Consider the following 15,162-nt stretch of genomic DNA (forward strand, 5'->3'; position numbering starts at 1 on the left):
ACCTCCTTTCTCATGGGAAGGGACGCCACCCCGGCAGCCGGAGGGCGTCCCACGTGTTGATTTGGAAATCGGTGATGAGGTACGCCCAGAAGGCGCTCTGCCACCCGCGCACGTCGGGGGCGATGTCGGCGTCCTCGCCGTCGGCCCACCACAGGTGCAGCCGGTGGCGCTCGGCCGCGCCGTGGTGCAGCAGCCTCCCGTCGGCGTCGAAGAGCGCGTTCCCGCGCCCGCACAGGTGCACCATGGGGCCTGACGAGCCGCCGAGCGAGCGGGCCACCACGTGGTGTCGCTCAGGGTGCGGCCTCCCGCACACGGAGCACCACCCGGGGAGGTGGTCTGCGCCCCTCATGTTGTGGGCCGACAGGCGCGACATGAGATCGGCGCTCAAACGGGAATCACCTCGACGTCGTCGCCGAACAGAGGATCCTGGCCCTCGCAGGGCTGGGGCGGCACGGGGAACGCCTCATCCAAAAACTCCATGGCCACCTCCACCTGCATCTCGTTCATTCGGTAGTACGGCTCGGCGAACTCGGCGAGGATGGCCTCGGCCAGCTCGTTGCCGTCGTGCAGGCCGAGGGTGTGGCGGGCCTCGATGGCCTCAGCGAGCCTCCGCTGGGCCTTGGTTGCCCGCGCGGGGAGGTGCGGCTTGAACGCGGGCCGCCCGTCCTCGCCGTCGGGCGGCCAGGTCACCTCGTCGTCCTCGTCCATCCACATGGCCAGACCGCAGCCGAAGCGCATGGCGGCGTTGCGGATGGCGTCGCCGATCATCTCCTTGACGGCGTCCGGGCCGTCCTTGCCGCCCGCGTCGCCGAATCCGATGCGCTCAACGCCGCACACGGTGAGGTATATCCACAGCACACCGTGGGTAACCGGCTCGCCGGAGGCAGTAACGGCCATGGGCCGCCATCCCCAGGCGGGGTCTACCTCGTTCAGGCGCTCGGTCACGCGGGCGTGGCCGACGTAGCGGAGATGGCGCGCGGGAAGGGCGTGGGTCTTGCCGCAGCGCGGGCACTTCTGCACGGCCGAGGCAGGCACGAACCGACGCCCCTCGCTGTTGAAGTCGTAGGGGCCGACGTAGACGGGCCGAAGCTCGATGTCCTCCTCGGGGAACGGCTCGCGCAGCTTGGCGAGGCCGCGCTCCTGCCACTGGGCCATGGCGATCTTCTCGGACGCTCCCATGCTAGGCCACCCCCTTGACGCCCTCGCTCACGATGCCGAGCGACTTGGCGTACTCGGCGATCATGGTCGCCTGGGCCTTTGTGGCGCGGAAGCGGAACTCCCACTCCTGCACGCGCTCGCGGCGGCCCGCACGGGCGCGCGGCGCGGCGGCCGGGGAGGCAGCGGCGGCCTCGGCCGCCTTGGCCTGGGCCATGGCGCGGGCAACGCGCTCCTCGGCCTCTCGCTGCATCTGCTCGGCGTGGCGCTCGCGGGCCTCCACCTCGTCGGAGAGCCGCTTGGCCTCGGCGAGGGCCGCAGACAGGTCGAGGTGCGCGCAGTAGTGCCTGTCGGCGTCGGTGGCGAACTTCGGGGCGGCGGCGCGGATGGCCTCGCGGTCGCGCACCGCCGTGGCGATCATGTCGCCCAGCGCGGATACGGCCTTGGTCTCGGCCCACTTGCGGCCCGTGAGCGCCGGCTCCCGCTCGATGAACCGCTCGAGCGGGATGGCCTCCATGAGGTCGGGGGCCTGGGCCTCGTACTCGGCGCGCAGGGCCTTGACGCGGGCGGCGCGGAACTCCTCGTCCATGCGGTCGAGGATGCCGTCGATGGCAGCCACCTGCTCCTCGATGACCTGCTTCACCTCGTCGCACTGGCGCTTGAAATCTTCCTTGGGCGCGTCGTAGGCGCGGAAGGCGTCCTTTCGGGCCTGCTCGATGGCGGCGATCTTGGAGTTCAGGTCGGCTCGGATCTTCTTGGCGGCCTTGCGGTCTTCGTCGGTGACGATCTGAAGCGACTCGAACCGGCTCACGTAGGCGCGCGCCGCCGTCTTCATGGCGGCGAAGTCGGCCGTGAGGCCGCCGGAGGTAGCGCCCATCTCGATGACGGCGAGCGCGCTCACTCCTGGAACAGGCTCTGCTGCGCCATCCGGCACAGCTCGGACTTCTTGGGTCTCTTGCATTTGTCCCCCTTTCTGCGGGGCTTTCCGTAGTCGATGTTGGCGGTGCAGTCCCCGGCATCGGCGAGGCGCACGGCCTCGGCGTAGCTGCGGGCCGGGAACGGGTAGGGCTCGCCCATGGCCTCCTCCCACTTGGCGGGGAGGTCGAGGTCGTCTATGGGCGAGCGGTTGCAGCCGATGACGCGCGTGAAGCCGGGGCGCATCATGGCCATGTAGCGAGCGATCACGCTCCACAGCTCGTGGGAGAAGCGGAACTCGCGGTCGTTGGTTATGCGAAGCCCGCTCTGGCGGGCCAGCGTGTAGATGGCGTCGCGGCCCACCCATGTGGAGCCGCGCGCCACCTCGGAGTGCACGATGTGCATGACGCGGCGGTAGGTGTCGTTGTGCTCGCGTATCCAGAGCAGCCCGTAGTCCAGCAGCTGCTCGGGCGTCTTGCGGCGGCACCTCATGGCGCATCGGCCGCCTGGGCGGCGGCGTACCCGTCGCTCCACCCCGCAGAGTGGCCCTCGGCGTAGCCCAGCGAGCGGGCCTGGCCGATGGCCCAGAACATGGCCACCACGACGAGCACGGCGAGGACGGCCATGGCGGTGTCCGACACCGTGGGCTTTGGGCGCTCGCACGGGATGTGGTAGTATTCGCGTGTCTTGGGATCGCTGAAAGTGCCAGGACGGCGCGCCCCCTCTTTGACCGGTCGGGGCGCGATCTTTTTCTTTGGGCCCTCACGCGGCGGCTTTCGGCGCGTCGGGCGCGGATGATCTCGATTGCTCAACTCCTTCGCTCCTCTCTGCGAATCGTCGGAGCGCCGGCGCTACGGCCGACGCGGGATCGTCCTCGGGCACGTGCACGACGGCGGTTCCGAGGCTGCTTGTAAAGACGTGCGTCCCCTTGGGGAACGCGATCTGGTCGGGCGGCGGCATGGGCCTCCCCTCTCGCTTCGTGCGGTCATTCCTTCGGGGTCGCTTTTCCGGCCAGCGTGCCCGAGTCGGCCATTCGGTTGTTAAGGTTCGGACGCCCTTCGGCATCCAGGGGGCGGCACCACTGATCCGCCGCTATTCCCGCAAGGGCGCGCGTCCGAGTGCCTATTTCTTTGCGCGCCCGTGCCGCCCCCTGGATGCCGGCCCCCGCAGGGGCCGGACTTTGTTAGCGGCTAGGCCGCCTCTGCCGCCTCCTCGCGGGCGGCCGTCTCGGCCTCCCATTCCTCGCACAGGGCCCAAAGCTCGGCGAGGAGGCGGAACTCCGCATCGGGGATGTCTTCGAGCATGGGCCGTAACCTCCTTTTCGCTTGTCGGTTGGTAGTTTTCGCTTGACCCATAAGGGCAGTTGCTTGAAATCAATAAGTTCGCCAAAGTAGCGCGACAGTGGTAGAATCACCCGGTTATACAACTACCGCCGCACGAGACAACGCCCTTGACAACTGAATATGGACGCAGCATGAGAAAAGCTCCGAGACATGCAACCGAGAAGGACTTGAAGCGCTTGGAGCGCTCGGATGCTCGCGTCCGTATTTCAGAAAGCATCATTGTTGGCCTGGTGGTAAACGCCTTGTGGCTACTCATCGAAAGGCTCTTCTCGCCTGATTTTCTCGACTTCGCATCTCAGATCATCAATGTTCTTTAGGATCGAGCACCACCCGACGATGCCGAAGATAAGCACCGTCCCATCTCCGATGCCCAGCGTCCTGTTGAGCAAGAAAACGAACAGGGCCAAGGCGACGGCGAATAATAGCGCCGCCCCGATTTTGCCAATACGACGATTCACGCCACACCTCCTTCCTAGGCCGCGTCACCGCAGAGACCGACGGCCTCGTCGATGGAGAAGCCGGTGATGCGGGCCAGCTTCGCGATCTCGCCCAGGCTGAACTCGCGCAGGCCCCGGCGCTTGGCCGAGAACGTCCCGGGGCTCATGCCCATCACGTCGCGGGCGAAGTCGTCCAGGTTGATGCGGTGCACCGCCGTGTAGGCCAGCACCGACTCGTCGATGACGGGGCTGTAGAACTCCCCCGTCTCACCGATTCTTGGCATCCTTATCACCTCCTTTCCGCTTGCTCGCGAGATTCCATCCGGCCAAGATACCGCTACACATCAGGCACATTCCGAACATGAGCGTGAACATATGCGCATCGCCACGGCCCCAAAAGAAGATTTGAAGAGCGAGGAACACGAAGGAGAAGAGCGCCATGAGGCGCTTCAGCGCATCGCCCACGGCCCTACTCCCCCACCGTGAAGAGCGCCGCCTCCAGGGCCGCCAGGATCTCGGTCACGGCGTAGCCGTCGGCGTCGTTGCCAGCGGCCATGAACAGCGCGCGGTCGTAGTCGTAGACGCACGCGCCGTCGGGGGCGCAGACGTTGAGCTTCACCACGCGGGAGCCATTTGGATGCTCAGGGGTGACGATGCCGACCTCGGACGGCAGCAGTTCGGCGATGCCGTAGAAGGCGTATCCGTCGGCGGTCTTGCCATTGAAAATCGTGCTGCCGGTGATGGGCACCTCCTGGACGTCGAAGGACACGCCGCCATCGCCCTCGGCCTCGCCCTCCGCGCCGTAGGCCAGGGCCTCGGCGATGGACTTGACGGCCTCCACGATCTTGGCGATGAGCGCGTCCATGTCGTAGCCGGCGGCCTCGGCGTCGGCCCCGTAGTACTCCACGGCCACATCTGCCACGCGCTCGCCGTTGCGGGTGAGCACCACGCCGTCGCCGCCAAGCGGGGCCTCGCAGTCGGTGTAGCCGTCGAAGGAGATGCTATAGTCGTGGCCCTTCTCGTCGTAGGCGTAGGCCTTGAGGCGTCCGTCCGTGATCATCGTCCATTCCATCGTGAGGCTCCTTCGGTCAAAAACTTTCGTATTTGAAACTATCCGTATTTAACTCTCAGATATGAAAGAAGTCAACCCCTTATTTGACTTATTTCTTTCATATGTGTAAGATTTCAAATATAGAGGAAAGGAGCAGTCGTGAGATTCAACGAAGTTTTTCGCGAACTTGTGTCCCAACGTGGTGTTATGGCCCGCTTGAGCGAGGAAACAGGAATCTCTGCTGGCCTGCTTTCTAACTACAAGAAAGACATAGATCCTTCTCTGACGAACGCTACGAAGATCGCCCGTTTCTTCAATATCTCGTTGGATTACATGGTGGGACTCAAAGACACCCCAGAAATAGAAGGGCACTCCCCCGCCCATGTCATGGAGATAGAGACCGTCCGGCTCGTGGAGGACTTCGAGTCGCTTCCCGAGGAGGGCAGGGGCGCGATCCTCGATCAGGTGGAGTTCCAGAAGATGAAAAGCCAACGCGCCCAATCGGACGTGCAGGATAATCCCATTTCCGGGATCGCTTGATTAAAGACCATGAGAAGAAGATTGTACAAACCTGTTTCGCAAGAAGCCGAGCAATCAGGGGCGGGAAGAACATACTCTGTCATCATGTCGTTTTTCATTGTTCTAAGCCTAGTTCCTCTCTGCTTTCATGAGGATTCTCCTGTATTCTCGGTGATCGAATACGTCTGCGTCTCGGCATTCATCGTTGACTATGCGATCAGATGGGCGACTGCTGACTACAATCTCAAAAGAGGTGTTGCATCGTTCGTCATCTACCCGTTTACGCCCATGGCCATCATCGATCTGCTGACGATACTCCCCTGCTTCATCGCCCTGAACCCATCATTCAAGGCGTTAAGGATACTGAGGCTCCTTCGCGCTCTCAGCGCATTGAAGCTGATACGATACTCGAAGGGCGTCGATGCCCTTAAGCGCGCGGCAGTCAACCAGAGAGAGCAGCTAGCAGTGGTGGCCGCAATCGCGGCAGCCTATGTCGTGATATGCGCGCTTGTCATGTTCAACGTGGAACCCGACACATTCCCCACGTTCTTCTCGGCCCTGTACTGGGCCGTGGTGAGCCTCACAACGGTGGGGTACGGAGACTTATACCCGACGAGCGATATAGGAAGGGGGCTTGCCATGGTTTCGTCAATCGTCGGCATCGCCATTGTGGCAATGCCGTCAGGAATCATCACCGCAGGACTTATCGACGAGCTGGACAAACAGAAAGCGAAGTAATAAAGCCCCGCGCATAAGGGCTGCAACCCTGCGCGAGGCTCAAGCAAAAACTACCAACCGACAAGCGGAAGGCCGTCGGCAGGCAAGGAGAATTGTAACATGGCACAGCATCTAAGGGCAGTCATCTACGCGCGGTTCTCGTGCGACAAGCAGCGCGACGCGTCCATAGACGACCAGGTGGAGGCCTGCACGGGCTACTGCGAGCACATGGGCTACGAGATCGCGGGCGTCTATCCCGACTACGCGCTCTCGGGCCGCAGCGACGACCGCCCCCAGTTCCTCCGCATGGTGGACGACGCCAAGAAGGGCCTGTTCGACGTCGTCGTGGTCTGGAAGATAGACCGCTTCGCCCGCAACATGATGGATCAGTTCCACTACGAGCGCGAGCTGTCGCTCTCCGGCGTCACGCTTGAGTCCTGCAAGGAGAACATAGCCGGCAACACCATAGAGGCCGACATGAACAAGGGGATGCTGGCGCTGTTCGCCCAGATACGCTCCCAGCAGTCGGCGGTGGACACCGTGCGCGGGATGCTCGGCAAGGCCGAGAAGGGCCAGTACCTCGGCATTCCGCGATTCGGCTACTCCCACGAGGGCGACGAGATAACGCTCGACCCCCGGTGGGCACCCGTGGCCAAGCGGCTGCACACGGACTACCTCTCCGGCGTGAGCATCGAGCACCTGGCCGCAGAGCTCCGCGACATGGGGGCCACGACCTCCGTCGGCACCGAGCCGGACTACAAGTTCGTGCGCGGCATCCTGCGGAACATGGCCTACGCCGGCGTCTACGAGTGGGGAAGGAAGAAGGACTCGCGGGGGCGCGTCATACGCGACGAGGACGGCCGCCCGGTGCCGCTCGTGCGGAAGGAGGGCGGGATGCCCGCCATCGTGTCCATGGACACCAAGCTCGCTTGCCTGCGCCTCCTGGGCTGCCACAAGAGGTACTCGGACAGGTACGACTACCTCCTCGCGGGGCGGCTCTTCAACGCCGCCACGGGCGCTCCCATGAACGGCGAGTACGCCACGGGCCGCTCCGGGGCGAAGTACTTCTACTACGCGGACAGGAGCGGCAAGCGGCGCGTGAGCGTCCGCAAGGAGCAGATCGAGGAGGCGCTGGCCGCCGCGGTGCGCGGCGTGCTGTCGGACGACGGCGTTCTGGACGCTCTCGCGGCCCGTGCGGCCGCGATGAGGCGCGAGATGGACAAGAGCGCGGAATCGGCGACAGAGGCCGCGAGGGCCGATCTGGCGGCCCTGGAGCGCCGAAAGGGAAACATCCTGGACGCCGTTGCCGACGGCGCGCCGTGGCAGAGCCTGAAGGGGAAGCTGGATGAGATCGAGTCGGCCATGGACGCCGCCCGCCGGCGCATCTCCGAGGCCGAGCGGCGTGGGGAGGGCAATGGCTACGAGCAGCGCATGGCGGCGTTCCTCCGCTCGCGAAAGTTCGCGGAGCTTCCCGACGAGAAAATTATTTCCATGTTCGTAGGCTCGGCGGCGTATTTCGAGGGGCGAGCGGCGGCGATGCTCAACTTCACGGACGAGCGCGGCGATTTCGCGGAGCTTCGCGACATCATCGTGCAGGAAATAAAAAAGTCGAACCCCAGGTCAGACCTAGAGTTCGACTGTTTGAAGTCTGGCTCCCCGGGTAGGATTCGAACCTACAACCCTCCGGTTAACAGCCGGATGCTCTGCCGTTGAGCTACCGAGGAATGTCGCTTTCAGAACCTTCGCCCTGACGCGCAAGATAGTATTATAACGAAGGGGCTTCGCTTTGCAAGACCCTATTTTCCCAAAGGCGAAAATTTATTTTCGGCGCACCAGATAGCACTTGTGGATACGAGGGTTCCGCTCAAAGTCGTGGGGGATGGTGCGGGCGGTGATGTCCTCAAGCTCCACGCCGCAGCGCCCCAGCTCCTCGATGGCCGGCTTGAACGTGCGCAGGTTGCAGGAGAACACCGCCACGCCCCCGTCGGCCAAAAGACGCGAGACACCGACAAGCAGCTCCACATGGTCGCGCTGCACGTCCCAGGTGCGCCGGCCCATGGCCTTCGAATTGGAGAAGGTCGGCGGGTCCACGAAAATGAGGTCGTAGCAATCGTGGCGCCGGCGCGCTTCGGCGATCCAGCGGGTGACGTCGGCGCGAACGAGCTTGTTGGCCGCCCCTCCCCGCCGACCCCTCGACGAGCCTCCGTCCGTTCGATCCCTCCGATTCGGCTTGTCGGCAACTTCGAAGGCGAACCCGTTGGACGCAAGATTGCGGGCCGCCCAGTCCAGGTACGTCTGAGACAAGTCCACCGTCGTCGTCTCCTTCGCACCGCCGGCCGCAGCATGCAGCGTCGCCACACCCGTATAGGCGAACAGGTTCAGGAAGCGCTTGCCGGCGGCCATCTTCCCCACCATCTCGCGGGTCACGCGGTGATCGAGGAAGATGCCCGTATCAAGATAGCCGCCCAAATCGATCTCGCAGATCAAGCCGTCCTCGCTCGTGTGGGTCACGAAACGGCGACCGCCGGCGTCGCGGTACTGCCCGCCGCCCTTCGCGCGCAAACGGGACTTGGAGAACACGTGCTCCGGCGGAATGCCCAGCACGACGGGCACCAGGGCGAGCACGTCCTCGAAGCGTGCGCGGGCCTGCTCGGGGTCGACGGACTTGGGCGGCGCGTACTCGGCCACATGGGCGTACAGCTCGCCCTCGCCCTCGGCCGCCCCCTCGTACAGGTCGATGGCGCAGGCGTACTCCGGCACATCGGCATCGTAGAGACGATAGCAGGCCATCCCCTCGCGCGCCGCCCATTTGCGCCGCTCGCGGGCCACCTTACGCAAACGACTCGCGAACTGGACGGCCGCCGGGTCGTTCACCTCGACGGGAATGTCGGCACCCCCGGCGGGGTTGGCCACGGCGATAACGGCGGGACGCCGCGGCGGCTCGTCGAACACCTCTATCGTCGTCTCGGAGCGCCCGCGGCCAAGCTTGAGACGCGCCGCCGGCTCCTCCTTGAACTTCGCGGCCATGCCCTCGAAACCGGCGAAGGCGAAGCGAGAACCGGCCGGCGCCTCGCGGGAAGCGGCCACGCAGGCAGCCCGGGCAGCCACGGCCTCGGCATCGTCGTCGGCCCGAAAGGCCGAGGCGACGCTGGCCACGAGTCGAGGGGCACCGGGACGCACCGGTGCGGTGGCAAGCAGCGCCATGCGCGCCTCGCAGCGTTCGTCCGCCTCGTCCAACAGGTCGCCCCAGGCTTTTTCGGGAAACGCCGTCCAGCCCGTGAACCCCCATCGTTCGCGCAAGAGGCCCGGCGCCCGATCCTCGCGCACCTCCGCTGCCTCGCGGGCGAGGATGCTGTCGTCGTCGACGGGGTCGAGAAACGTCATCCCCTCCGCAAACAGCTCGGCCGCACCAACTGCCGCGAGCAGCGTTGCCGCCTGCGACACCACCGAGGGCGCCTCCTCCCCGGCCTCGTCGCCAAGGTACGCCCGGCGTGTGAGGGAGCGGCCCGACAGATCGAGCGAGAGCGTCGCCTTCTCCTCTCGAAGACGCACTTCAAGGAGGGCATCGGGTTGCTGGGGACTCACATCGGGTCGCGCGCCACGAACCTCGGCCAAACGATCGCAGATGGCGTCCTTCACCTTCAAGGCGACGAATTGGGTGTTGCGCAGCTCGGCGTTGGTGCCGCTCGCCCGCACGGCGATGCTCGCCTCCTCGGCGATCACCGCCTCCCAGGGAAGCTCGCGCACGCCGGCGTACAGGGCATCGGCGTCGCGCGCCGCCACGCGACCCACCGTGAGATTAACGCGCCCCGCGAGTCGCGACCACAGGCACGCACGCAGGGCGTCCTCAGGCGCGCCGAAAAACGATGCGCCGCCGGACAGCGGACGCACCTTCCTCACGCCGAGTCCGTGCAGCTCATCCGCCAGGAGCTTCTCGGCGCCCGGCAGGCACGTGGCGAAGAACTCATATACGGCCTCATTCATAGGGCCCTCACTGCCTTCCTTGCAATAATTTCGAAATTCCTGGTCACAAAATCGAGTTTTGGGTTTTCTGAGCCAACGTTTTCGGCGACTCGGCAACTTTTAAGCCTGAATTTGTCCGCAGAACGAGCTGAAACGGACAAGATATGCGAGTTTGGGCCACCGCAGAAACCCAAAACTCGACTTTGTGACCATTTTTACACGCAAAAGAAGATGCCCGCAGCAGCGAGGCCGCGGGCATCGGGTCTGTCGGGTCGTTCCCTAATCCTCGAGATAGTCCTTAAGCTTGCTGGACCGGCTGGGGTGCCTCAGCTTCGCAAGCGTCTTGCTCTCGATCTGGCGGATGCGCTCGCGAGTGACGCCGAACTCACGACCCACCTCTTCCAGCGTGCGCGGGTGGCCATCTTCCAGGCCGAAACGGAGGCTGATGACCTTGCGCTCGCGCTCGGCCAGACCCTCCAGCACCTTGGCCAGCTGCTCTTGCAGCATAGAGAACGAGGCGGCATCGGGGGGCACCACGGCGGCGTCGTCCTCGATGAAGTCACCGAGCTGGGAGTCCTCCTCCTCGCCGATGGGGGTCTCGAGGCTTACCGGTTCCTGGCTGATCTTCTGAATTTCGCGGACGCGCTCGGCGGAAAGGCCCATCTCCTCGCCGATCTCCTCGGGGGTTGGCTCGCGGCCGAGCTCCTGCAGAAGCTGACGCTGGATGCGCACAAGCTTGTTGATGGTCTCCACCATGTGCACGGGAATGCGGATGGTGCGGGCCTGGTCGGCGATGGCACGGGTGATGGCCTGGCGAATCCACCAGGTGGCGTAGGTGGAGAACTTGAAGCCCTTGGTGTAGTCGAACTTCTCCACCGCGCGGATGAGGCCCAGGTTGCCCTCCTGGATGAGATCGAGGAACAGCATGCCGCGGCCCACGTAACGCTTGGCGATGGAAACGACCAGGCGCAGATTCGCCTCGATGAGCTGCTGCTTGGCATCCAGACCCACCTGCTCGATGCGGCCCAGGCGGCGCTTCTCGCGACGCTCCAGCTCGATGCCGTCGGCCTCGGCTTTCTCCAGCTCCTCGGTGGCGGCCACGCCGGCCTCGATCTTCATGGCCAGATCGATCTCCTCGGCAGCGGTGAGCAGGGGCACCTTGCCGATTTCCTTCAGATACATGCGCACCGGATCGCCCGTGAGCATGGTCACGCCGGCATCGGCGTTGCGCTTGGCGCGATTGCGGGCGCGGGCCTTGGTACGGGGAGTGACCTTGGGGAGAGCAGCCGCTTCAACGGTGGCCTTCAGCTCCTCCTCGGGAATGCCGTCGAGCAGATCCTCTTCGGAGTCGATGCCGGCCTCGATCTTGTCCTCGGTCAGGCTGTCGGAAGCAGTGTCGTTCGTCGCGTTCGCGGGAGGTTCCGCGTTGTCCATGTCGTCGTCATCCAGGTCATCCATCTCCTCGACGTCCTCGGTCACGACGATCTCTTCGGTTTCGTTCTCAGGATTCTTCTTTGCAGCATCAGCCACGCGATAGTCCTTTCTCTGGCGTCTGCGCCTGATTTTGGGCATAGAAACACAATTCTGGCGCAGAGATACAGCAGAGAAGAATACTACAAAGAGAAGACCCCTTCAAGAGAAAACCGGCCGGAAGTTTAAGCGCAATGACAAACGCATTATCCATGGAACCGCCATGGAAGAAAGGCTCCATGCCGCTGCAGCAGTTGCCCCATTGCTTCGGCGAACCTCAAAGGAAAATCAGTCCCAATAGAAGAACGGCCTATATCGTCTCGGCCAACTTGTACCCGACGCGCCAGATAGTGACGAGGTAGCGTGGTTTGGAAGGGTCGTCCTCTATCTTCTCGCGGATCTTACGCACCATGACGGTGATGGAGTTGGGGTCGGCAGCCTCTTTGCTTCCCCAAAGCGCCTCGAGGATCTGATCGCGGGTGAACACGGCGCCCGGATCGGAGGCGAGCAGCTCTAAAAGCTCGATCTCCCGGGAGGACAGCGCCACGACTTCTCCGCGCATTCGAACCTCGTACTTCACGAAGCGTATCTCCAAATCCCCTACCGAGAACGCCTCGGGACGGCGGTCGCGTCCCTCATGCTGGCGCTCGCGATCGCGTTCTCGACGGCGCAAATGTGCGTTCAGCCGCAAAAGCAGCTCCTCGGGCTGGAAGGGCTTCACGAGGTAGTCGTCGGCGCCGGCCTTAAAGCCGATCGACTTGTCAACGATGTCGCCCTTGGCCGTGAGAAACATGATCGGCACCTTGCGGCCCTCACCTCGGACGATCTCGCAGATTTCGAAACCGTTAATGTCGGGCAGCATCACATCCAGAATAAGGAAGTCGGGGCGCTCGGCCCTCAGCATCTCCAGGCCGTCGGCCCCGTTGCCCGCACAGCAGAAGTCGTAGCCGCCGCGGCGTACAATCTGCTCGATGAGCACCTGCATAGACGCGTCGTCGTCGACGAGCATCACCTTAGTCATGATCTTCCTCCTCTACGGGCAATTCGACGGTGAACGTCGAGCCACACCCCGGCTCACTTGCCACAGTCACGGTGCCGCCCATCATGGCCACCAGATCCTTCACCAACGAGAGCCCCAGTCCGCTGCCGCCGTAGCGACGCACCGTGGACATGTTCTCCTGACGAAACCGCTCGAAGATAAGCTCCTGGGCCTCTTTCGGAATACCGATGCCGGTATCGGTCACGCGCATCACCACTTTGCGAGCGTCATCCTCGTCCGCCTCGCAGCAAACGCGCACAGCCACCTCGCCGCCGGCATCGGTGAACTTCACGGCATTGCTCGTCAGATTCGCAAGCACCCGACGCAGCTTTTCCCAATCCCCCATGATGAGGGGCACGTCGAAGTCGACCCGTGTGGTAAAGGCTACGCCCTTTTTGGCGGCCACCGGCGCCATAGCCGACTCTACCATACCCACGAGGTCGTTCAGATCAACCAGCTCCAGGTTCAACGTCTCGGAGCCCGCCTGAATGCGGGCGCACTCCAGCACGTTGTCCACCATCTCAAGCAAAATGGCGCCGTTTTTGCCAATCTCCTCCAACTGGCGGCGCGCCTCGGGCCGGCCGGGCCCGATGGACTCGCCCAGGAGCTCGGCGAAAGCCAAAATGGAAGTAAGTGGCGTGCGCAGCTCGTGGCTAACGATGGCAAGGAAATCGGACTTGTACTGGTTGTCTCGGGCGAGTTGGGCATTGATCTCCTCCACTCGACGACGTTGACGCTCCAGCTCGGCATTAGCGCGGGAGAGTTGCTCGGTGCGCTCGGCCACCTGCGACTCCAGACTTCCGTAAAGCTCCTCCAAGCGCTGGGCCATGGAATGGTACTGCTCGATGAGGTCGTCTATCTCGCGGGACGAGTACAGCACGCCTCGGTCGGTCGTGGCCAGGGAATCCCGCGCCGGCAGGCCACGTAGGCAACCAGGAGCGAGCGCGGATTCATTCGCATCGACGTCTGCTGGCCCAAAGACCCTCGGAGTGGTCGTTTCCCCCTCGGCCGCGCGCGCATCGGGCTCGGCTACGCGGGAGAAAGAAGCTCGAAGCTCCGTCAAGGGCTCGGTAATGAGCCGGCTGATGACAACGTAGATAAGAAGCGCCATGGCCGCCACCACGGCAAGAAAGAACATCATGTTGCCGATGATGGCGTCGCGCATGTTGGTCATGGCGCCATCTGCGGGCACCACCACCGACACCGCTCCGGCCACATCCCCCACGCTCCAGCCTTCTTTCGGGTAACCGGTCGCATCCAACTCGCCGGCAGGCTGACCATGGCACTCGGTACAGTCGTTGGAGACGTCCATGGCCCGCACATAGCGGAAAACCTGATCGCCGCCCTCGGTCTGATAACCCCATACCTCGTCGGTGTCCTTATCCGCCAGAAACGTCTCGATGGCGGCGGCCTCGTAGGCGTCCGGGGTATTGTAGATGTTGCGCGGGTTCAAGTTCGTGAAGCGGATGGAGTAATCCGTCTTCTCGGAGAACAGCGCCGCCACCGACTTGCCCGCAATGGCGCAATTCAGTCCCTTGTAGTCGTACTCCCCGTCGGAGGTATAGTTGATGACGTTCTGGTTCAGCGAGATGAAATCCCACATGGCATCCATCTCGGTAACGAGCACCCGCGACTTCTCCAGAAGATCGGTCTCGGCGCGGCGCGATTGATCGTCATAGGTGAACGCAAGGAACACCGCCGATATCAGCACGAGAACAACCGTGAGAAGCCCGATAAGCTTCGTCCGCAGCCCGATCTTCCTCTGTCGCCCAAAAATCGTCATGGCTCTATCGCGCCTGCTTCCAGGCAGCGCGCGGCCGGCTCGCGTTCTTCTCCATTCACCCTCCCTAACGCCCGATGCGGCTGGTAGGAGTTATACCCTACCAGCCGCCGTAAAGCTAGTGTCCCGTTCTTAAGCCGTCGGCGCTCAGGCCTCGTGGCCCACTTCCTGCGGGTTGCGCAGCACGCCACCTTTGGCCGCGTCGCGATGAGGCGCGAACACCACAGCGGGGCCCGTCTCATCGGTCAGCTCGCCCAGGGCGCTCACGCCCTCGGGATGGCGCTCCCGCAGTTCAGCGAGGGTGCCGAACTCGAGCGCGCGCACCGGGCAGGCCTTGGCGCAAGTGGGATCCGGCACGCCCTCCGGGTTCTCGTCCGAGCAGAGCACGCACTTGTGGGACAGGCCGTCGTCCAGCTGCACGGGATGCCCATAGGGGCAGCTTTTCTCGCAGGTCATGCAGCCGATGCACTTCTCCTTGTCGTTGTTGACGATGCCCGTTTCCGGATCCTTCTGCATGGCTCCGGTGGGGCAGTTGGCCACGCAGGCCGGGTTCTCGCAGTGGCCGCAGGTCATCGATACGTAGTAGGTGAACGCCGTGGCGGTAAAGGCACCGGCATCGTCGGCCTTCCACTCGCCGCCGCCGAACTCGTACACCTTGCGGAACTTTTGCGGCACCTCCAGGTTGTTGCGGTCGAAGCACGAGGTCATGCAGGCCTTGCAGCCGGTGCAGATGTCGGTGTTGACGAAAAATCCGTACTGTTCCATGATCTATC

Annotated in this window: 16 protein-coding genes, 1 tRNA gene and 1 pseudogene; 3 read left to right on the forward strand and 15 right to left on the reverse strand. The window is 63.8% G+C overall.

Going from position 1 to position 15,162, the window contains the following annotated elements; translation table 11 throughout:
* Positions 1-10: 10 nt before the first annotated feature.
* From AEQU_RS12480 to AEQU_RS06140, 9 genes are all read right to left on the reverse strand, one after another.
* Positions 11-388: a hypothetical protein gene (locus tag AEQU_RS12480; protein WP_144079475.1), complete on the reverse strand. Its 378-nt coding sequence runs from the start codon at positions 386-388 to the stop codon at positions 11-13.
* Complete coding sequence (locus AEQU_RS11885) at positions 385-1,179, reverse strand: hypothetical protein (protein WP_022740056.1); 795 nt, start codon at positions 1,177-1,179, stop codon at positions 385-387. The genes AEQU_RS12480 and AEQU_RS11885 overlap by 4 nt, the downstream gene beginning before the upstream one ends.
* Position 1,180: 1 nt before the next feature.
* On the reverse strand, positions 1,181-2,116 hold the full coding sequence (locus AEQU_RS12290) for a DUF1351 domain-containing protein (protein ID WP_158318403.1): 936 nt from the start codon (positions 2,114-2,116) through the stop codon (positions 1,181-1,183).
* A complete protein-coding gene (locus tag AEQU_RS12625) occupies positions 2,053-2,562 on the reverse strand; it encodes a hypothetical protein (RefSeq protein WP_022740058.1) in 510 nt (169 codons plus the stop codon). Before AEQU_RS12625 ends, AEQU_RS12290 begins: the two co-directional genes overlap by 64 nt.
* Complete coding sequence (locus tag AEQU_RS12485; RefSeq protein WP_144079476.1) at positions 2,559-2,882, reverse strand: hypothetical protein; 324 nt, start codon at positions 2,880-2,882, stop codon at positions 2,559-2,561. Before AEQU_RS12485 ends, AEQU_RS12625 begins: the two co-directional genes overlap by 4 nt.
* Before the next feature lie 779 nt (positions 2,883-3,661).
* Entirely contained in the window at positions 3,662-3,871 is a 210-nt protein-coding gene (locus tag AEQU_RS06125) for a hypothetical protein (RefSeq protein ID WP_022740059.1), read from the reverse strand.
* A 14-nt stretch (positions 3,872-3,885) separates the two neighbouring features.
* Positions 3,886-4,134, reverse strand: coding sequence for a hypothetical protein (locus tag AEQU_RS06130; RefSeq protein ID WP_022740060.1), 249 nt, complete (start codon positions 4,132-4,134; stop codon positions 3,886-3,888).
* On the reverse strand, positions 4,118-4,315 hold the full coding sequence (locus AEQU_RS06135; protein ID WP_022740061.1) for a hypothetical protein: 198 nt from the start codon (positions 4,313-4,315) through the stop codon (positions 4,118-4,120). The genes AEQU_RS06130 and AEQU_RS06135 overlap by 17 nt, the downstream gene beginning before the upstream one ends.
* Before the next feature lie 4 nt (positions 4,316-4,319).
* Positions 4,320-4,922 carry a hypothetical protein gene (locus AEQU_RS06140; protein ID WP_022740062.1) on the reverse strand — a complete coding sequence of 201 codons (603 nt, stop codon included), beginning with the start codon at positions 4,920-4,922 and terminating at the stop codon, positions 4,320-4,322.
* A 138-nt stretch (positions 4,923-5,060) separates the two neighbouring features.
* Here AEQU_RS06140 and AEQU_RS06145 point away from each other — a divergent pair, with 138 nt between their 5' ends.
* The 3 genes and pseudogenes from AEQU_RS06145 to AEQU_RS13140 all read left to right on the forward strand — a co-directional run.
* Positions 5,061-5,441, forward strand: a complete 381-nt coding sequence (locus AEQU_RS06145) for a helix-turn-helix domain-containing protein (protein ID WP_022740063.1) — start codon at positions 5,061-5,063, stop codon at positions 5,439-5,441.
* Between the two features lie 9 nt (positions 5,442-5,450).
* Entirely contained in the window at positions 5,451-6,158 is a 708-nt protein-coding gene (locus AEQU_RS06150; RefSeq protein WP_022740064.1) for a potassium channel family protein, read from the forward strand.
* 99 nt (positions 6,159-6,257) lie between these two features.
* Positions 6,258-6,998 (forward strand): annotated as a pseudogene (locus AEQU_RS13140) (recombinase family protein); the annotation flags it as partial.
* Between the two features lie 788 nt (positions 6,999-7,786).
* On the opposite strand, the gene AEQU_RS06170 reads toward AEQU_RS13140, so the two are convergent.
* The 6 genes from AEQU_RS06170 to AEQU_RS06195 all read right to left on the reverse strand — a co-directional run bounded on the left by AEQU_RS06170 (position 7,787) and on the right by AEQU_RS06195 (position 15,154).
* Positions 7,787-7,861: transfer RNA gene (locus tag AEQU_RS06170), tRNA-Asn, on the reverse strand.
* A gap of 94 nt (positions 7,862-7,955) precedes the next feature.
* Positions 7,956-10,121 (reverse strand): THUMP domain-containing protein, encoded by a 2,166-nt coding sequence (locus tag AEQU_RS06175; RefSeq protein WP_022740066.1) that lies wholly within the window; start codon positions 10,119-10,121, stop codon positions 7,956-7,958.
* A 258-nt stretch (positions 10,122-10,379) separates the two neighbouring features.
* Positions 10,380-11,534, reverse strand: a complete 1,155-nt coding sequence (rpoD, locus tag AEQU_RS06180; RefSeq protein WP_223901137.1) for an RNA polymerase sigma factor RpoD — start codon at positions 11,532-11,534, stop codon at positions 10,380-10,382.
* 346 nt (positions 11,535-11,880) lie between these two features.
* Positions 11,881-12,591 (reverse strand): response regulator transcription factor, encoded by a 711-nt coding sequence (locus AEQU_RS06185; protein ID WP_022740068.1) that lies wholly within the window; start codon positions 12,589-12,591, stop codon positions 11,881-11,883.
* Positions 12,584-14,392 carry an ATP-binding protein gene (locus AEQU_RS06190; protein ID WP_022740069.1) on the reverse strand — a complete coding sequence of 603 codons (1,809 nt, stop codon included), beginning with the start codon at positions 14,390-14,392 and terminating at the stop codon, positions 12,584-12,586. Before AEQU_RS06190 ends, AEQU_RS06185 begins: the two co-directional genes overlap by 8 nt.
* A 144-nt stretch (positions 14,393-14,536) precedes the next feature.
* Positions 14,537-15,154 (reverse strand): 4Fe-4S dicluster domain-containing protein, encoded by a 618-nt coding sequence (locus AEQU_RS06195; RefSeq protein WP_022740070.1) that lies wholly within the window; start codon positions 15,152-15,154, stop codon positions 14,537-14,539.
* Positions 15,155-15,162: the final 8 nt, after the last annotated feature.

The organism is Adlercreutzia equolifaciens DSM 19450 (genome assembly GCF_000478885.1).
In the GTDB taxonomy this organism is placed as follows: domain Bacteria; phylum Actinomycetota; class Coriobacteriia; order Coriobacteriales; family Eggerthellaceae; genus Adlercreutzia; species Adlercreutzia equolifaciens.